The sequence below is a fragment of the Desulfogranum marinum genome (assembly GCF_016918565.1).
In the GTDB taxonomy this organism is placed as follows: domain Bacteria; phylum Desulfobacterota; class Desulfobulbia; order Desulfobulbales; family Desulfobulbaceae; genus Desulfogranum; species Desulfogranum marinum.
This window is the reverse complement of sequence record NZ_JAFFQD010000070.1, coordinates 1-15489: the sequence shown is the minus strand read 5'-3', so window position 1 is coordinate 15489 and position 15489 is coordinate 1. Positions and strand designations below refer to the sequence as shown.

Annotated in this window: 16 protein-coding genes and 1 tRNA gene; 9 read left to right on the top strand and 8 right to left on the bottom strand. The window is 46.6% G+C overall.

Annotated features, from left to right (window positions below):
* The 8 genes from JWH17_RS21920 to JWH17_RS21885 form a co-directional block, all read right to left on the bottom strand.
* The coding region (locus tag JWH17_RS21920) for a hypothetical protein (protein ID WP_205224840.1) at positions 1-1561 on the bottom strand (1561 nt) is incomplete at its 3' end.
* Positions 1562-1936: 375 nt separating this feature from the next.
* A complete protein-coding gene (locus JWH17_RS21915) occupies positions 1937-3319 on the bottom strand; it encodes a TIGR03013 family XrtA/PEP-CTERM system glycosyltransferase (RefSeq protein ID WP_205224839.1) in 1383 nt (460 codons plus the stop codon).
* A gap of 105 nt (positions 3320-3424) precedes the next feature.
* Positions 3425-4012 (bottom strand): Maf family protein, encoded by a 588-nt coding sequence (locus tag JWH17_RS21910; protein ID WP_205224838.1) that lies wholly within the window; start codon positions 4010-4012, stop codon positions 3425-3427.
* 25 nt (positions 4013-4037) lie between these two features.
* The gene (gene truA, locus JWH17_RS21905) at positions 4038-4820 is read right to left on the bottom strand and encodes a tRNA pseudouridine(38-40) synthase TruA (protein WP_205224837.1); all 783 of its coding nucleotides are present in this window, start codon (positions 4818-4820) and stop codon (positions 4038-4040) included.
* Positions 4820-5860, bottom strand: coding sequence for an N-acetyl-gamma-glutamyl-phosphate reductase (gene argC / locus JWH17_RS21900; protein ID WP_205224836.1), 1041 nt, complete (start codon positions 5858-5860; stop codon positions 4820-4822). The genes truA and argC overlap by 1 nt, the downstream gene beginning before the upstream one ends.
* Before the next feature lie 131 nt (positions 5861-5991).
* A complete protein-coding gene (gene rpsI / locus JWH17_RS21895) occupies positions 5992-6384 on the bottom strand; it encodes a 30S ribosomal protein S9 (RefSeq protein WP_205224835.1) in 393 nt (130 codons plus the stop codon).
* 13 nt (positions 6385-6397) lie between these two features.
* Entirely contained in the window at positions 6398-6826 is a 429-nt protein-coding gene (gene rplM, locus JWH17_RS21890; protein WP_205224834.1) for a 50S ribosomal protein L13, read from the bottom strand.
* Between the two features lie 64 nt (positions 6827-6890).
* Positions 6891-6965 (bottom strand) — tRNA-Gly (locus JWH17_RS21885).
* Between the two features lie 285 nt (positions 6966-7250).
* Between JWH17_RS21885 and hisB the strand changes: the two genes are divergently transcribed.
* The 9 genes from hisB to JWH17_RS21840 all read left to right on the top strand — a co-directional run.
* On the top strand, positions 7251-7850 hold the full coding sequence (hisB, locus tag JWH17_RS21880; protein ID WP_205224833.1) for an imidazoleglycerol-phosphate dehydratase HisB: 600 nt from the start codon (positions 7251-7253) through the stop codon (positions 7848-7850).
* 33 nt (positions 7851-7883) lie between these two features.
* Complete coding sequence (locus JWH17_RS21875) at positions 7884-8525, top strand: hypothetical protein (protein WP_205224832.1); 642 nt, start codon at positions 7884-7886, stop codon at positions 8523-8525.
* A gap of 20 nt (positions 8526-8545) precedes the next feature.
* Positions 8546-9313: a tRNA lysidine(34) synthetase gene (locus tag JWH17_RS21870; protein ID WP_205224831.1), complete on the top strand. Its 768-nt coding sequence runs from the start codon at positions 8546-8548 to the stop codon at positions 9311-9313.
* Positions 9313-10194 carry a damage-control phosphatase ARMT1 family protein gene (locus JWH17_RS21865; protein ID WP_205224830.1) on the top strand — a complete coding sequence of 294 codons (882 nt, stop codon included), beginning with the start codon at positions 9313-9315 and terminating at the stop codon, positions 10192-10194. Before JWH17_RS21870 ends, JWH17_RS21865 begins: the two co-directional genes overlap by 1 nt.
* An 11-nt stretch (positions 10195-10205) precedes the next feature.
* On the top strand, positions 10206-10937 hold the full coding sequence (locus JWH17_RS21860; RefSeq protein WP_205224829.1) for a metallophosphoesterase family protein: 732 nt from the start codon (positions 10206-10208) through the stop codon (positions 10935-10937).
* A gap of 4 nt (positions 10938-10941) precedes the next feature.
* Complete coding sequence (locus JWH17_RS21855; protein WP_205224828.1) at positions 10942-12282, top strand: protein kinase domain-containing protein; 1341 nt, start codon at positions 10942-10944, stop codon at positions 12280-12282.
* A 15-nt stretch (positions 12283-12297) separates the two neighbouring features.
* Positions 12298-12786, top strand: coding sequence for a hypothetical protein (locus tag JWH17_RS21850; RefSeq protein WP_205224827.1), 489 nt, complete (start codon positions 12298-12300; stop codon positions 12784-12786).
* A 134-nt stretch (positions 12787-12920) separates the two neighbouring features.
* Entirely contained in the window at positions 12921-14315 is a 1395-nt protein-coding gene (gene asnS / locus JWH17_RS21845; protein WP_205224826.1) for an asparagine--tRNA ligase, read from the top strand.
* Positions 14316-14519: 204 nt separating this feature from the next.
* On the top strand, positions 14520-15489 hold a 970-nt coding region (locus JWH17_RS21840), incomplete at its 3' end, for an HflX-like GTP-binding protein (RefSeq protein WP_499776918.1).

The window sequence follows — 15489 nt, the reverse complement described above, 5'->3', positions numbered from 1 at the left end:
TCGTTTTTTTGATTTCGTTGCCCCTTTTGGTGTTGACCAGCTTGTTGAGCATGTCATCATCCACAGCCGTGAGGTCGGGATCACCATTGTTGTCGATGGCCAGTGGAATGCTCGAGGTGAGCATGGCAACCATCCGGTTGAGCTGCTTTGGGGTGAGGTGCTCAATGGTTTCATCGAGCAGATCATCGGAGACCTGGTTGACCACCTGATGGTAGAGTTTGTCGCCGAACAATCCTTTGAACTTTTGGGTCAGCACATTGCCGAGCTCGGTTCCTCCCATGGCTGCGAGTTGTGCCCCAGCCTTGGCTGCCACCTGTTGCTGTGTATTTTCATCGAGGAGTTGCTCATAATGGCTGAGCATCCTGTTGACCGCAGCCGGATCAATGGTCGATGCCGCACCCGGTTGATGGTCCACTGCCTGCTGGACCGCATTTGCCAGAACCGGTGCGGACCAGTCCGGCTGTCTGAGGCGGTCAAGGAGATGGGGCGGCAGTTCGGCAATGGTAGTGGAAGGGTTGTCGAGCAACTGTCTGGCATCCACATTAAGGGCAATGGTTTTTTTGATTTCGGTGCCCCTTTTGGTGTTGACCAGCCTTCTGATTATGTCGTGTTGTTGAGATTGCCCTCCAGTAGAAGGAGATCCAGGTGTTTGCTTGGCGAGGTCAATGATCAAATTGTTGACCAGATCGTTCAGTTGTTTTGGCTGCAGGTTATCAATGGTTGCATTGAGCACTTCGTTGCTTGATTCTGTTTGAGGCAGCAAGGCAAGCAGTTTAGAAAGTTTGTCCGGGGCAAGGTTGGCAATGGTATTGGCAGAGGCTTCTACATCATCAAGGTGTTGTGAATTATCCTCTGGCTGTTCATGGAGTGCGTTGAAAAAGGCAGAGGTAAGTTGTGCAGGGTTTTCGTGACCCTGAAGAGCTTCGCTGAAAATAGTGATAATAGGTTCCAATTCTTTTGGAAGTGAGTCTGCAAACGGCGTTGACACCCCTGTTTGCCCAAGTATAAAACTGGCCATTTCCTCATCACTAATGCCTACACCTGAACCAAAACCGATTTGATCCTGGCTTACAACTTGTTCTCCTTCGTGGACGACAACGTAGCGTTTGGAATCGGTAGTAACCGAAGTGATATTAGCGGCTTCCAGTAGATCAGAAAGCGACTTATCAATCTCTTTTTTGCCAAACAAGGTGGCAAGGGTACTGATAAAACGCGAACAATCCTCCTGGGTAAAGGTTTTTTTAAAGGAGAGCGAGTGTAGCTTGAGTTGCTGAAGAAAGGTCGTCAAACCTACGATCTGCGGACGAGCCTGTTCTTTTTTTGAAAGGTGGTGACCGTTGACAATAATTTTTTGTTCAGAAAGCGCTATGGTGACATCGTTTTGGGCAGAGGAATCCAACAAGGTCTTGTATGCCTGGTGCGCAGCTGCAGTATTTTGGATGACCTGTGGATTAGTAGGTGGATAAAGACGTACCGTACGTAATGCTGTGTAGAGCCTGATTGGAAACTCGGCAGCATGCTCGTTGAGTTCGTGTGCAGGAGAAGAGGACGTGGTATTCATAGCGATTCAACCTGTAAATGCCGATTAACCCAATTTTATGATTTTATTCAGTAAAGATACAACAATCGCGTTGGATTCGCAAGAAATGGTAGAAACCATGGTGAAGGAGAGCTTGTCCTGCTCAGCCCTGATTTTTCATCAGTTCAGGCGGTGGCAGGGGTAGCGTTTTTGACGGTGAAAAGGTAAGCATAGACTCCGATAACCTACTATCTGAGTCTATGCTTACCTTCTACTACCAAAATACTGAAGAGGATGGTGCCGCATGGATTGATCTTTGGCGAATATTCTGTTTACTTTACATTTTTTTTGTTTCAACTGTATCGTGTTGAAATAAAATTTTGTAAGAGATGACGGAGTGTTCATGAGAAATCCGATCTAGCGTGACCCTACTTGAAAAAGGACGGTTTTTATGGTTCTGAAGATGATGAGCAGGTCCATAAAAATAGATTGGTTTTTAATGTAGTAGAGATCGTATTCCAGTTTCCGGAGAGCATCTTCTTCAGACGCTCCATAGGGGTAGCAGATCTGTGCCCACCCGGTGATTCCAGGTTTTGCCGAATGACGAAGGGCATAGTATGGAATAACTTTTGTGAGCTGGTCGACAAAAACGGGACGTTCCGGTCGAGGGCCGACAAAACTCATTTCGCCTTTTAATACATTCAACATTTGCGGAATTTCGTCGATTCTCACTTTTCTGATAAAATTACCGACCTTGGTTACCCTGCTGTCATTTTGGCTGGCCCACACTGCTCCGGTCTTCTCAGCATCATTACGCATTGACCGAAATTTTATCACCTTAAATGTCTTCCCGCGCTCGCAGACCCTTTCCTGCATATAGAAAACAGGACCAGGTGATTCGAGCTTTATCAGTAAGGCGGTAAGAGCTGATATGGGAAGGGAAATAAGCAATCCTGTAATTGCAAGAACAAGATCGATGCACCGTTTGGTGAATAAAGTCGCTTTACCACTATCAAAACCCTGAGAAAAAATAAGCCAGGCGGGATTTACTTTTTCAATGAGAATTTTTCCGGTAAGTCCTTCATAAAAAGATATGCCGTCTTCAATAATATTTTTTTGTAGCTTAAAATGAAGGAGGTCTGTAATCGGCATGGTACCTCGACGATCGTCAAGAGCCACAACGATTCTTTCAACTCGGTGACTTAAGTTTCGTGTCTCCAGTGTGTTGAGGTCGGGTAAAACGGGTATTGACGTAGGAGGAAAACATGATGTAGAAGAGGCAATAAAAGCCAACAGTGAAAAGCCCGAATCATCATTTTCCTGTAGTTCTCTGTAAATTTTTTCAGCTGTTTCTCCAGTGCCGATCACCACAATTTCGCGGGAAAATAGTTTTTTTTCAATCACTAGGTAATACAGGGATCGCCATAACAGAAGCGATGCGCAGATAATGACGTAGCAGCACCAAAAGATCTGAGAGGAAATGATCAATGAAGGGAAGACATAATATAAAAGCCCGAGCACAATACAACCAACTCCAAAAGACTGCATCATGCGTATAGCCGTATCAGTGGTGGAGCCGGGTTTCCTGAGGTCGTAAAGATCGAAGAAGTAAAGAGAAAGCTGAAAAACAACAGTGACGGTTGCAGCACGAATTATGTCTTGAACCAGTTCAATGAGAAAAATCTGCCAACCGGAAAAGCCTATGTAGACGAGTAGGAAAGTCGAGAAAATAAGGACTCCTTCTCCAAGGAAAAAGATAATTTTGCGTACCGGATAGTATTTATTCAGAATTGTCGGCATATTGGCTATTGAGAAGGTACAATGTTAATATTGTTAGATATTAATACAGGATAGCATACTCCTTTTGGAAGTCAAGATAGCAAGGGGTGGCTGGTTTTTTTTTTATTACACCGTGAGCAGATTATGTTTGAGTAGTGTCGTAATGAGGTGGGACATGGGGAGCCCGACAACATTGCTGTAGGAGCCGGTTATGGATTTAACCAGAAAGCCTCCGTACGATTGAATTCCATATCCACCGGCTTTGTCCATGGGGTCACCTGTGGCTATGTAAGCGTCTATCACTGCATCGCTGTATTGTTCAAAAACGACTTCGGTCTCAACCGGAAATGACTCATCAATATTCTTTCTTGCATGGTGTACGGCTACGCCGGTAATAACCTTGTGAGCTCTTCCTTGTAATTTTCTAAGGATGGTTCGTGCTTCTTCTACTGTGGTTGGTTTGCCAAAAATATTTTGACCAAGTGTCACAACCGTATCTGCGGCAATGACGCAGGAATTTTTGTTGTTTTGGGCGACGGTTTGTGATTTTTCCTGGGCCATCCGGATTGCAAAGGCTGCCGATGATTCTCCGGCCATGGGGGTCTCATCGATAATGGCTGGAATGGTTTCAAAGGAGATGCCGAGGGAGGCTAGGTATTCTTGTCTGCGTGGAGATGCAGATGCCAGGATAAATGATGTTTGTTGTTTGAACATGGAAGAAGGGTAATGTGACCTGTAATCAAGAATGGAAAAGTTGCTGATAATATATTTTTTCCAGAAAAAGACCATGGGCTGGTGCAGTCATACCGGCTTTTGTTCGGTCTCCTGCTACCAGCGCCGTTTGTACGGATGCTGGAGAACGCTTTCCCATGCCGATTTCTATAAGAGTGCCTGCAAGTATCCGAACCATTTGCCGTAGAAATCCATCACCGGTGATCTGAATAGACCAATGGTCTGCTTGATGCGGATGCGCAGAGCAGGTTGCTTTATATATGGTACGCACCGCACCGCGGCCGGTTTGTAACTCTCTGTTGCGGCTGCCAACACGTTCAAAACTTGAAAAATCATGGGTCCCGGTAATCAATTGTAAGGCTTCTGTTAGCCGTGATGAATCAAAAAAACCGGGAAAATGAGCTGCGTAGAGCCGAGTAGTAGGTTGTTGCAGTGGGCCGGTATAAAAGTCGTACCTGTATGTTTTTCCGAGCGCACTGAAACGACTATGGAATTCAGGCTTTTCTTCGCGTGCCTCAAGAATACGAATGTCTTGAGGCAACATTGAGTTGAGTCCGTCGGTAAAGGCTTTTAATGGTATGGATGCTCCAAGGTGAAAATGAGCGACCATGCCCATAGCATGTACGCCGGCATCGGTACGACCAGCCCCATGCAGGGTAATGTTTTTTTTGCACAGATGACCTAGCTGCTCCTCAAGTACTCCCTGAACGGTGATACCGTTATGTTGGCGTTGCCATCCGTGATACCTGGTCCCATCAAAGGTGATAAGGAGACGAATGGTGCGAAGCATCAAGGGAAAAAGGGCGCATGCATGAGGCCGGAGGTTTCAGGGAAACCATTCATCAGGTTCATATTCTGGATGGCTTGCCCGGAAGCACCTTTGACAATATTATCAATGGCAGACATGACAATAACCCGGTTTGTTCGTTCATCAATCTGGATTCCAATGTCACAGCAGTTAGAGCCTCGGACATGTTGGGTGGCAGGGGGATTCCCGCTGGGCATGATTCGGACAAAAGGTTCTTCGCTGTATGTTTTTTCATACAGGCTTTGCAGGTCTGTAGACTTTCCCTGGTGGTTTAAGGACGCATACACCGTACTGAGAATTCCTCTGGAAAGAGGGAGCAGGTGCGGTGTAAATGAAATGGTAACTTCAGTTTCGGCAAGTAAAGACAGTTCCTGCTCTATTTCAGGTATGTGACGATGACTGCCTCCGACCTTGTATGGGCGGAACCCATCTGCTACTTCGCAGAATAAGCTGCTGACGCTGGCTGCCCTTCCTGCTCCGGAAGTCCCTGATTTTGAATCAACTATTAAACTGTCTGTGGTGATCAGTTTGTGGCGCAACAATGGCGCCAGGGCCAGGATAACCGAGGTGGGGTAACAACCAGGATTGGCTGTAAGCTTACATCCGTTGATTGCATCCCGGTAGAGTTCTGGTAAGCCATAGACGGCTTCAGGCAAAAGGTGTTTGCTTGAATGAGCCTGGTACCATTGTTCGTAAACTGCAGCATCATGGATGCGATAGTCAGCACTGAGGTCGACTACTTTTTTACCTGCATCAAGAAGTTGCGGGACTATGTCCATGGCAGTTTTATGGGGAACAGCTGTGAAAAAGAAATCGGCACGATCTATGAGTTGATCAATAGAGAGATTCTCGCAACGAATATCTATCCGTTTTCGGAGATTTGGAAATACTTCCGACAACATTTGACCAGCATATTTTCTTGAGGTGGCTGCCGTCAACTTGACTTCAGGGTGGGTTGACAGGATTCGTGCAAGTTCAACTCCTGTATAACCGGACGCACCAACAATTCCAACATTTAGCATGACAAAAATCCTTTTGTGATGTACCTACGGCGAGGTTGCAACCATAAAAAAAGGGAGTAACGAAGAATTCGTTACTCCCGGAACATCTGTACAACTTTTTGAAAAACGGCAGTAAACCGTTCCAGTACCTGTTAACGTTTAGAGAACTGGAAGCGAGCACGTGCACCGCGCTGTCCATACTTTTTACGTTCTTTGGCACGGGGGTCACGAGTGAGTAAGCCTGCCTTTTTCAGCGGCATACGCATTTCAGAATCGCGATCCTGAAGCGCTTTTGCAATACCGTGAACTAAAGCATCTATCTGGGCTGATTTCCCACCACCTTTAACAGTGGCGTGAATGTCAAATTTGTCAGTGGTTTCGGTCACTGCAAAAGGTTTAGCTACCTTTGGCTCGTAATAAATGTTCCCGAAATAGTCACTAATTGGCATTTTGTTTACAGCCACATTGCCGCTACCTGGGGTAATCCAGACGCGTGCAATAGCTGTTTTTCTTTTACCGGTGGCGTATGTGCTATCCTGCGACATGATGTTGCTCCAATCAGATCTCAAGGGTTTCAGGTTGCTGTGCCTGATGAGGGTGGTCAGGGCCGGCATATACCTTCAATTTCTTAAACTGTGCCCGGCCAAGCTTGTTTTTTGGCAACATGCCTTTAACAGCTATACGGATAAGTTCTTCCGGTTTTTTTGCCAGAAGTTCTTTCGCTGTTTGAGACTTTATTCCACCAACATATCCGGTATGACGGTAGTATTGTTTGTCATCCCATTTTGCACCGGTCAAATGCACTTTATCAGCGTTGACAACAATGATAAAGTCGCCGTTATCCTGAAAATTGCAAAAGGTGGGCTTGTGCTTTCCGCGAAGACGGCTGGCAATCTCGGTGGCGATACGTCCTAGAACTTTTCCGTCAGCATCAACAACATTCCATTGACGGGAAATCTCGTTAACCGGCGTATAATATGTTTTCATTAATGGCGCCTCGTTATTTAACAAAAAAAGGTTCGAACGTGGTCCGAACCTTAAAAAAAAATATTGGAGCGGGAAACGAGATTCGAACTCGCGACTTCAACCTTGGCAAGGTTACACTCTACCACTGAGTTATTCCCGCTCAGCAATTTGTATTCAGTAGACGGCGGGGAAATTACCTTTTTTGGCGGTTTGTGTCAAATGAAAAATGCATTGGTCGTCCTTTTTTTTCAATTGATCTCTGTCGAAAACCATCAAGCCCCGGCCAAGAACTGTTGCGAATATACAAGAAGCAGAATAGTATACCCTCATTGATGAGTAAATGACAACAACCTGATAATATATTCTATTTTTGCACCCTTTCTGTAAAAGTGGTTGGTTATCTGCTTGAATGTTGTCTTTGTGGACACCTGATGAGGAGTGAAAAATGGCGGTACAGTCTTCGCGGACGGCGGAAATCGTTCGTGCAACAAAAGAAACTGATATCCAGGTTAGTCTTGGACTCGATGGCGCAGGAAAAATAGATGTCCAGACCGGGGTCGGTTTTATGGATCATATGCTTACTTTACTTGCCGTGCATGGATTCTTTGACCTCCATATACGTGCTGCAGGTGATCTTGACATAGACGATCATCATACGGTAGAGGATGTGGGCATCTGCCTTGGCCAGGCTTTTGCCGATGCGCTTGGTGATAAGTCCGGTATCTGCCGCTACGGACATGCTTATGTACCGATGGATGAAACCCTTGCCAGAGTTTGTGTGGATTTTTCCAACCGTCCTTATCTCTATTATAATGTACCCCTTGAAGATCGTAAGGTCGGAACCTTTGATACCCCATTGGCCAAGGAATTTCTTCGTGCCCTGTCTCTGCACGCAGGCTTAACATTGCATGTTGACCTCCTTCATGGCGAAAACACCCATCATATTCTTGAAGCTGTGTTCAAAGCACTTGGGCGTGCGATGGCAGAGGCAACTACCGTACATGATCAGTTAACTGGTCAGCTTTCATCTAAAGGGACTCTATAAAACAGAAATGTATCTATCATCAGGGAGGATAAAGTGATTCAATCCGTAAAGCTGTTGGCTATTGCATGTGTGACCACTGTGTTTGTTTTTTCCGGCTGTGCCAAAAAGCCTGAACAGAAACCGGTTCCCAGGGATCCTGCACTGGCTATCTCCTGTGTTGGCGTTATGCCTGTACAGGCTGCTGTTGATGTTTCCAGTGCCATGTCCTTCGCCCAGGCTAAGCAACTCAAAGAGGGGGCAACCATCATGGATGCTCTTCTGAAAAAAAAGTTTGCCGGTCGCCGTGAATTCCGTTTTGTAAACCCGGCACAGGTTTATGGGCTTGACGTTGATGGAGAGGGAAGCAGACTTGGTTCTCTGCAGAAGATTGCAGAACAGATGAGCTGTAATGCTATGCTTGAAATAAGCATAAGTCGTTTCTCCGACCGGGTTGGTGGAGAATATACAGCCAAAGACCCTGCTTCTGTTGCCTTCCAGTATCGACTCTATGAAGTCGGAGAAGGGAAAATTCTTTGCCAGGGAAGTTTTGATGAGGTTCAACAATCCTTGATGGAAAATCTCTACAACTGGAAAAGTGCAAGGAGTAGAGGCTTCACCTGGATTACGTCTGAGCAGTTGTTGCAAGAGGGAATTGATGAAAAGTTTTCCCAGTGCGGATATCTGCTGGAGCCTTGATAAGTGATTTTTTGTCGAAAATGAAAGGAACGCTGCCCCGTGGGATGAACCGCAAAGTTGGTCGTGCAATGCATGATTATGAGATGCTTGCCGACGGTGACCGTATTCTTGTTGCTGTATCAGGTGGTATCGATTCTTTAATCCTTTCCTGGTTGCTCTTGTCTTGGGAAAAAAAAGCACCCATCAGTTACCGGTTACAAGCTATTCATGTTGATATGGAAGGTGAGGGGAACATTCCTGGTCGTGTTGCGAGGGCGGTCAGTCGTGTGATGGAGAGCCTGGGACTTCCCCTGGTTGTGCTTCCTGCTGCCTGGAAACCTGACATTGAGCATCAAGAGCACGCTCAATTATCAAAAAAAGACGTTTGTTTTCAATGTGCACGTTCCAGAAGGACACAGCTGTTTGCCTATGCCCGGGAACACAATTTCGGCAAATTGGCACTTGGTCATCACCGGGATGATATTATAGACACCTTTTTTTTAAATCTTACCTGTGCCGGCAATATTAGTACCATGCGTCCCAAACAAGAGCTTTTTTCCGGAAATCTGTCAGTCATTCGACCGCTGGCATACTGTGACAAAGCTGAAGTGTCTCTGTTAGGGGAGAAACTCGGGCTTGTCGCGATTGAAACGGAGTGTCCGATGGCGGGGCATACAAGGAGGCAGGAGGTACACGAACTTGTCCAGTTTATTTATAAACAAATTCCCGATTCCAAAGAACATATATTTGCAGCCCTTGGTAATGTGCGCCGGGACTACCTTCTTCTTCCTTCTATCAAGAGACCGTGATGCGTACCGGAACTGATTGTTTAGCCTGCTTTATGCAACAGGCTTTAAATGTGACCAAACTCTGTACAGAGGATGCTCAAATGCAGCGGCAACTGCTGGTAGAGGTGGGAGCAATGCTGGGCACCTTTCCTGAAAACAGTACGCCGCCTGAAAATGCTGCGCATTATTATCGGCTCATAGCCGAGTCTACCAAGGTTGCTGATCCCTTTGCCGAGATAAAAAAACAAAGCAATGATTTTGCCCTTTCTTTGGAAAATCGTATTAATGACACTATTCAACAGGCACCTGATCCTTTATTAACAGCTTTGCGTTTTGCAATTGGAGCCAATGTGCTTGATAATGGGGCTCAAAGGCAACTTGATATTCAAGATACACTGGCACAGTGCCAGCAACAACAATTTGCAATCGATCATTATTCGTGGTTGCGGGAAAAACTGGCCACGAGTCGAAAGGTTCTGTTGCTCTCCGATAATTGCGGGGAAATTGTTTTTGATAAACTCCTGGTTCAGCAGCTTCTAGCGATGGGGCTTGAGGTCGTGGTTGCGGTACGGGGAATGCCGATCATTAATGATGCCACATTAGAGGATGCCCTGTATTGCGGTCTGGATAAGTTCTGCAGGGTTGTTGCCAACGGGAGTGATTTGCCCGGCACCTCTTTGGAACAATGCACTGCTGAGTTTCGCGATCTTTTTGCAGGCGCAGACTGTATCCTGAGTAAAGGGATGGGAAATTTCGAGTGCTTATCTGAAAGTAATGCACCGATAGTGTTTCTTTTTACTGTAAAATGCTCAACAGTCCTCCACCATCTGCAAGGACTGTATTCGAGTGCTCTCTTGCAGGTCGGCTCGCCGGTTATCGTCGCTCCTTCGGCTGTTGTATAAAATTTTATACTATGCGTATTGCTGTCATAGCTGATGTTCATGGGAATTACAGAGCACTGGAGGCTGTTTTTGCCGATATTGACGAGATTGGGGTAGATGAAATTATTTCCCTGGGCGACAATATCGGGTATGGGCCGGAGCCGGAAGAGGTGGTGCAGTGCCTTTTGCAGCGTCATGTTTCCTCGGTCATGGGAAACCATGAACTCGGGCTTATTTCCGTCGGTTATTTTAATCGCTTCAATCCTGTGGCAAAAGAATCTCTAGAGATAACAAAAAGCCTCTTGTCCGAGCAATCTCTTTGCTGGTTAGGCAACCTGCCTGCCGTGTCCCTTCGCCATGGAGCCCGTTTTGTTCATGGTTGTCCTCCGCAATCAATGACAGCTTATCTTTTTTCTCCAACTGCTAATCGGCTAAAGCGTATTTTTTCCACCTATCCTGAAGTCTACTGCTTTGCGGGCCATACACATACTCTTTCCTGGTTTACATTGAGAGGCAACTTGGTTACATGTCGTACGCTCAAGACGGGTGTGATTTCTTTGTCCAGTGATTCCCGCCATCTCGTGTTACCCGGAAGCGTCGGCCAGCCGCGTGACCAGCTTAATGCAAAGGCAAAATACTGCGTGTGGGATGTTGGCGCGTCAAATATAGAGATTCGAGCGGTTGATTACGATGTCGACACAACGATTCACCTTTTAAAAAAGCGCCATTTTCCTGTATCTAATGCCATAAGGTTGAAACGATAAAGATATGAAACAGATTGGCCGTTATCAAGTTATCCGCCGTCTTGGAAAAGGCGGGATGGGAGCTGTTTACAAAGGATTGGTTCCGGAAATTGAGAAGGTGGTGGCAATTAAGCTACTGGATCCTTCGGAAGTTATGGAGGTCGTTCTCGGTCCTGAGAAGCTTCGTGAAATTTTTCTGGCCGAAGCGAAAACCATGGCGTCTTTCCATCAACCGTTTTTGGTGACGGCCCATGATTATGCAGAAGATGATCAAGGACGGCCATTTTTTGTTATGGAGTATATTTGCAAAAACCTGGGGGACATGATAGACGAGAAATTTCAGGTCGAAGAAGATTCCCGCATTATTGAGGCGAACAAGGTGCTCTATTACGGGCGGCAACTACTCGAGGCGCTAGCCTTTCTCCATCATAATAAAATTATTCATCGTGATATCAAACCGCAAAATATCCTGGTAACCGATGAGGACACCATCAAGCTGTGTGATTTTGGCATGGCTCTGGTTGAAGGCGTTGCCTTTTGCGGCCCGGATACCATGCAGGTCGGCTCGCCTTACTATACACCGCCGGAACAGCGAAAAAAGCCACTCGGTGTGGATGGCAGGGCGGATTTGTATTCGGCAGCTGTGCTGCTATATCGTATGCTTACGGGTAAACTGCCAGGTATGCAGAGTTTTTCCCTTTCCCAGGTCAATAAACGATATAATCATGACTGGGATGATTTTTTTTCCAAGGCTTTAAGTTGGGACCCAGCATCTCGTTTTCAAACTGCAGCAGATATGTTGGCAGCCATGGAACAGCTTCGGGTGAGTTCTTCAGGTGAGGAAAACCAAGGTTCTTCCTGTCTTGTAAAAGAGGCAGAACAACGAGGAAAGCTTCGGCATACGCCAGTGAACGTATGCAGCTCGCGTGCGGAAGAAGCGTTTTCCGTGAACAGTCAACATCGTCCAGTTGCCCCGGTTGCATCCTGCCTCAGGGTGGAGAAGGACAGGATCGTAGATGAGGGAACAGGTCTTGTCTGGATGAGGAACGGGACCTTGTATCCACTTTCTCAGGTGCAAGCTGCCGAGTACGTCAAGCAGCTCTCTCCTCCTGATTACGGCAAAGAGCTAACATGGCGGTTACCAACGGTTAATGAATTGCTGAGCCTGCTTGATGGACAAAATCATCTTGATCCTTTTCCTTTTAGCCCTGCTAATGCAAGGTGGCTCTGGAGTTGTGATCGGCATGGCAACCATGAGGGGTGGTATGTTAATCTGGATATGGGATATACCGGTGTTCAGGATATCAATTGTTTGAATTTCGTAATACCTGTTTGTACCGATCCACAATTTACAAGAACAGTGTGATTTTTGATACCCGATATGAATGCTGAACAACAACAATACAAAATTTCTCATCTTTTTTTAGTGGAAGCTGAAAGTGCTCAAGAGGGTGCTGAACGGGTTGCACACTATCTAACGGGTAATCAATTGATTACTTATTCCGATCTTGTTATCCGGCCGGATGAAATTATTGGCAGCAAAGAAGGCCGCTTTTGGCCAATGCTGGAAAAGGGTATTGCTAAAAACATGGATTTTGCCTTGTCTTTGGTTGAGAGTCTCAAGGATGAGGGGATAGAGACAATTGAAGACTTGGTGCATATGGAGGAAGGGTATCTAACAAAACTACTCCACACGCTCACGCACCTGCTTGACGGATTCATAGGAGTAGATAGTGTGTTTTATAACTTAGTCGAGGATTCTCACCGTATTAGCCGCACTTTGAAAAAGTCTGTTGATGCACAGCATGAAAAATACTGGCTCATTCCGGTTCGAACCGGCATGCTTGAGGCTTCGGTGTTGCATTTGTAATAGCAATGCTTATCAGCGAAAAATAGCGCCTGTCCAGACATGAGGCACCTGTAAGCAGTTACAGGTTGCAGGTATAATAAATTAAAGAGTTATCAACCTCGTGATTATTTGCGATAAATTTAAAAGAATTGAAAATGAAAACAAAATTTTCCGAAATGCGTACAATAAAGGAGCTGCTGAATAACCCGGTTGTTGGCAGTCATGTTGCCGTCCAGGGCTGGGTCAGAACAAGGCGTGACTCGGGTAGCCTTTCCTTTGTTGAAATAAGTGATGGTTCCTGTCTGGCTAATCTGCAGGTCGTTGCAGAGGAAAGTCTTGCCAACTATGACGAAGATGTAAAAAGTTTGACCACTGGTTGTGCTGTCAAAGTTGTCGGAGAACTCGTCGCATCGCCTGCCAAAGGACAAGCGGTTGAGTTGAAGGCAGATCAGCTCCAGGTAATCGGCTTGGCCGACGCAGATTCCTATCCTTTGCAGAAAAAACGACATAGCCTTGAATTTTTGCGGACTATTTCCCACCTGCGTAGTCGCACCAATGCCCTGGGAGCTGTCACCAGGGTACGAAGTACGTTAAATTTCGGGATTCATCAGTTTTTTCAAGAAAATGGATTTTTTCAAGTGCAGACACCGGTTATTACTACCTCTGACTGCGAAGGCGCTGGTGAAATGTTCACTGTGACCGCTCTTGAGCCAGATCAACTGAAGAAAGATGGGGCGTTTGCTGATGATTTTTTTCATAAACGTGCTGGACTCACCGTAAGTGGTCAGTTGCAGGCAGAGATTTTTGCTCTTTCCCATAGCCGTGTGTATACGTTTGGTCCAACCTTTCGTGCAGAAAATTCCAACACCAGCAGACATCTTGCTGAGTTTTGGATGCTGGAACCGGAAATGGCCTTTTGCGATCTACAGTGCAATATGCAGCTGGCAGAAGCCATGATCAAGGATTTGGTTGGCAGAGTGCTGGAGGAATGTGCTCCAGATCTGGACTTGTTTAATAAATTTATTTCCAAGGGACTGCTCAACAGACTGGAAACCATCAAAAACAAGCCTTTTGTGCACCTATCTTATACTGATGCCGTCAAGGAACTTGAAAAGGCGGACAAGCAGTTCGAGTTTCCGGTTAAGTGGGGGATAGATCTGCAGGCCGAACATGAACGTTATCTCTGTGAAGAGGTGGCTGGCGTACCGGTGATTGTGACCAACTATCCCAAAACAATTAAACCTTTTTATATGCGCCTTGATGACGGAGAAGAGACCGTTGCTGCGATGGATATTCTGGTGCCTGGTATCGGTGAACTGGTAGGAGGCAGTCAACGTGAAGAACGATACGATCTCTTAAAGGCCAGGATGGAAGAGGCAGGACTTGATCTGGAGGAGTATGGTTGGTATCTCGATCTGCGAAGATATGGAACTGTTCCCCATTCAGGCTTTGGGTTAGGCTTTGAGCGACTGGTGCAGTTGATCACCGGGATGCAAAATATTAGGGACGTGATACCTTTTCCACGTACTCCGGGTAATGCTCCCTGCTGATTGAACCGACATTTATATGTGTTCAGCAGCATCCAGGGAATCTGCGCTTACCTCGGCAGAAGATCAGTCAGGCAGGAAAACATAACTCGGCAACTACCGTTGGAATCTAAGGCGAGACCGTGTTTTATTTGCTCAATAGTTACGTTATTTTTTGAAAAGTAGAGGAGAAAGACCATAGGCGCCGTAGTTGGTAATAAAAGCGGTTTGAAGAGTAAGCAGTTACGTGCTCTTGAGCGGCTTGCCCAAAAAAAAATCACACCTGATGAGATCATCGGCAGAGAGACTGCCCGAAGCCTTGCCGCTTTGTCCGCGGAAATGAATCGCCAGGTCGGGTTGCTTATCCATCGTTCCGGCGCAATAGCCAAAGTGGTGGTGGGTGATCATGACCGGATCGTTATTCCTGCTTTACCGGAAGTCGGAACAGGTGGTGGACGCTTGCGTGGATTGCGTTGCGTCCATACCTCTTTTCGTAAAGGGGGCGTCAATGAGGAAGACATCATGGATATGGCCTGCCTCAGGCTCGACATGATGGCGGTACTCACTTTGGATGATGATTCGCTACCCGCTCTGCTGTATGGGGCGCATCTGCTGCCCCGGCAAGTTGATGGGAGGGATTGGCAGGAGCTGGAGCCGGTACATCCGGCCAATCAACGCATTTCCTGTATCGAGTTAATTGAATCGCTGGAAAGTGAGTTCGTTCGTGCCCGACCGATCAAAGAGGTGGACAAAGGACGGGATCGGGCTTTGCTGGTGAGTGTCACCACCGGATCGCTGACATACGCTGAAGATTCAATGGCGGAATTGGTCGAGCTTGCTAGATCTGCGGGTGTGGAAGTGCTGGGCCAGGTCATTCAGCGAAGAAAACAGATGCATCCCAGGTTCATCCTTGGTCGGGGCAAGCTGATGGAGATCATGTTGACCAGTCTCCGTCTGGGCGTCAACCTGCTGCTCTTTGACCAGGAACTCAGTCCCTCGCAAATCCGTTCAGTTACCGACCATACAGATCTGCGGGTCATTGATCGTACCCAGCTTATTCTCGATATCTTCGCCAGCCGTGCACGATCACGTGAAGGAAAGCTACAAATTGAAATGGCCCAGCTGAAGTATATGCTGCCTAAGTTAACAACTCGTGATGATGCCTTGTCACGGCTGACCGGCGGGATAGGGGCTGTCT

What these genes read in the sequence shown, in the direction of transcription:
- JWH17_RS21915 (WP_205224839.1), bottom strand. Translation starts at nt 3,319, where the DNA reads ATGCCGACAATTCTGAATAAATACTATCCGGTACGCAAAATTATCTTT.
- JWH17_RS21910 (WP_205224838.1), bottom strand. Translation starts at nt 4,012, where the DNA reads ATGTTCAAACAACAAACATCATTTATCCTGGCATCTGCATCTCCACGC.
- truA (WP_205224837.1), bottom strand. Translation starts at nt 4,820, where the DNA reads ATGCTTCGCACCATTCGTCTCCTTATCACCTTTGATGGGACCAGGTAT.
- argC (WP_205224836.1), bottom strand. Translation starts at nt 5,860, where the DNA reads ATGCTAAATGTTGGAATTGTTGGTGCGTCCGGTTATACAGGAGTTGAA.
- rpsI (WP_205224835.1), bottom strand. Translation starts at nt 6,384, where the DNA reads ATGTCGCAGGATAGCACATACGCCACCGGTAAAAGAAAAACAGCTATT.
- rplM (WP_205224834.1), bottom strand. Translation starts at nt 6,826, where the DNA reads ATGAAAACATATTATACGCCGGTTAACGAGATTTCCCGTCAATGGAAT.
- hisB (WP_205224833.1), top strand. Translation starts at nt 7,251, where the DNA reads ATGGCGGTACAGTCTTCGCGGACGGCGGAAATCGTTCGTGCAACAAAA.
- JWH17_RS21870 (WP_205224831.1), top strand. Translation starts at nt 8,546, where the DNA reads ATGAAAGGAACGCTGCCCCGTGGGATGAACCGCAAAGTTGGTCGTGCA.
- JWH17_RS21865 (WP_205224830.1), top strand. Translation starts at nt 9,313, where the DNA reads ATGCGTACCGGAACTGATTGTTTAGCCTGCTTTATGCAACAGGCTTTA.
- JWH17_RS21860 (WP_205224829.1), top strand. Translation starts at nt 10,206, where the DNA reads ATGCGTATTGCTGTCATAGCTGATGTTCATGGGAATTACAGAGCACTG.
- JWH17_RS21855 (WP_205224828.1), top strand. Translation starts at nt 10,942, where the DNA reads ATGAAACAGATTGGCCGTTATCAAGTTATCCGCCGTCTTGGAAAAGGC.
- JWH17_RS21850 (WP_205224827.1), top strand. Translation starts at nt 12,298, where the DNA reads ATGAATGCTGAACAACAACAATACAAAATTTCTCATCTTTTTTTAGTG.
- asnS (WP_205224826.1), top strand. Translation starts at nt 12,921, where the DNA reads ATGAAAACAAAATTTTCCGAAATGCGTACAATAAAGGAGCTGCTGAAT.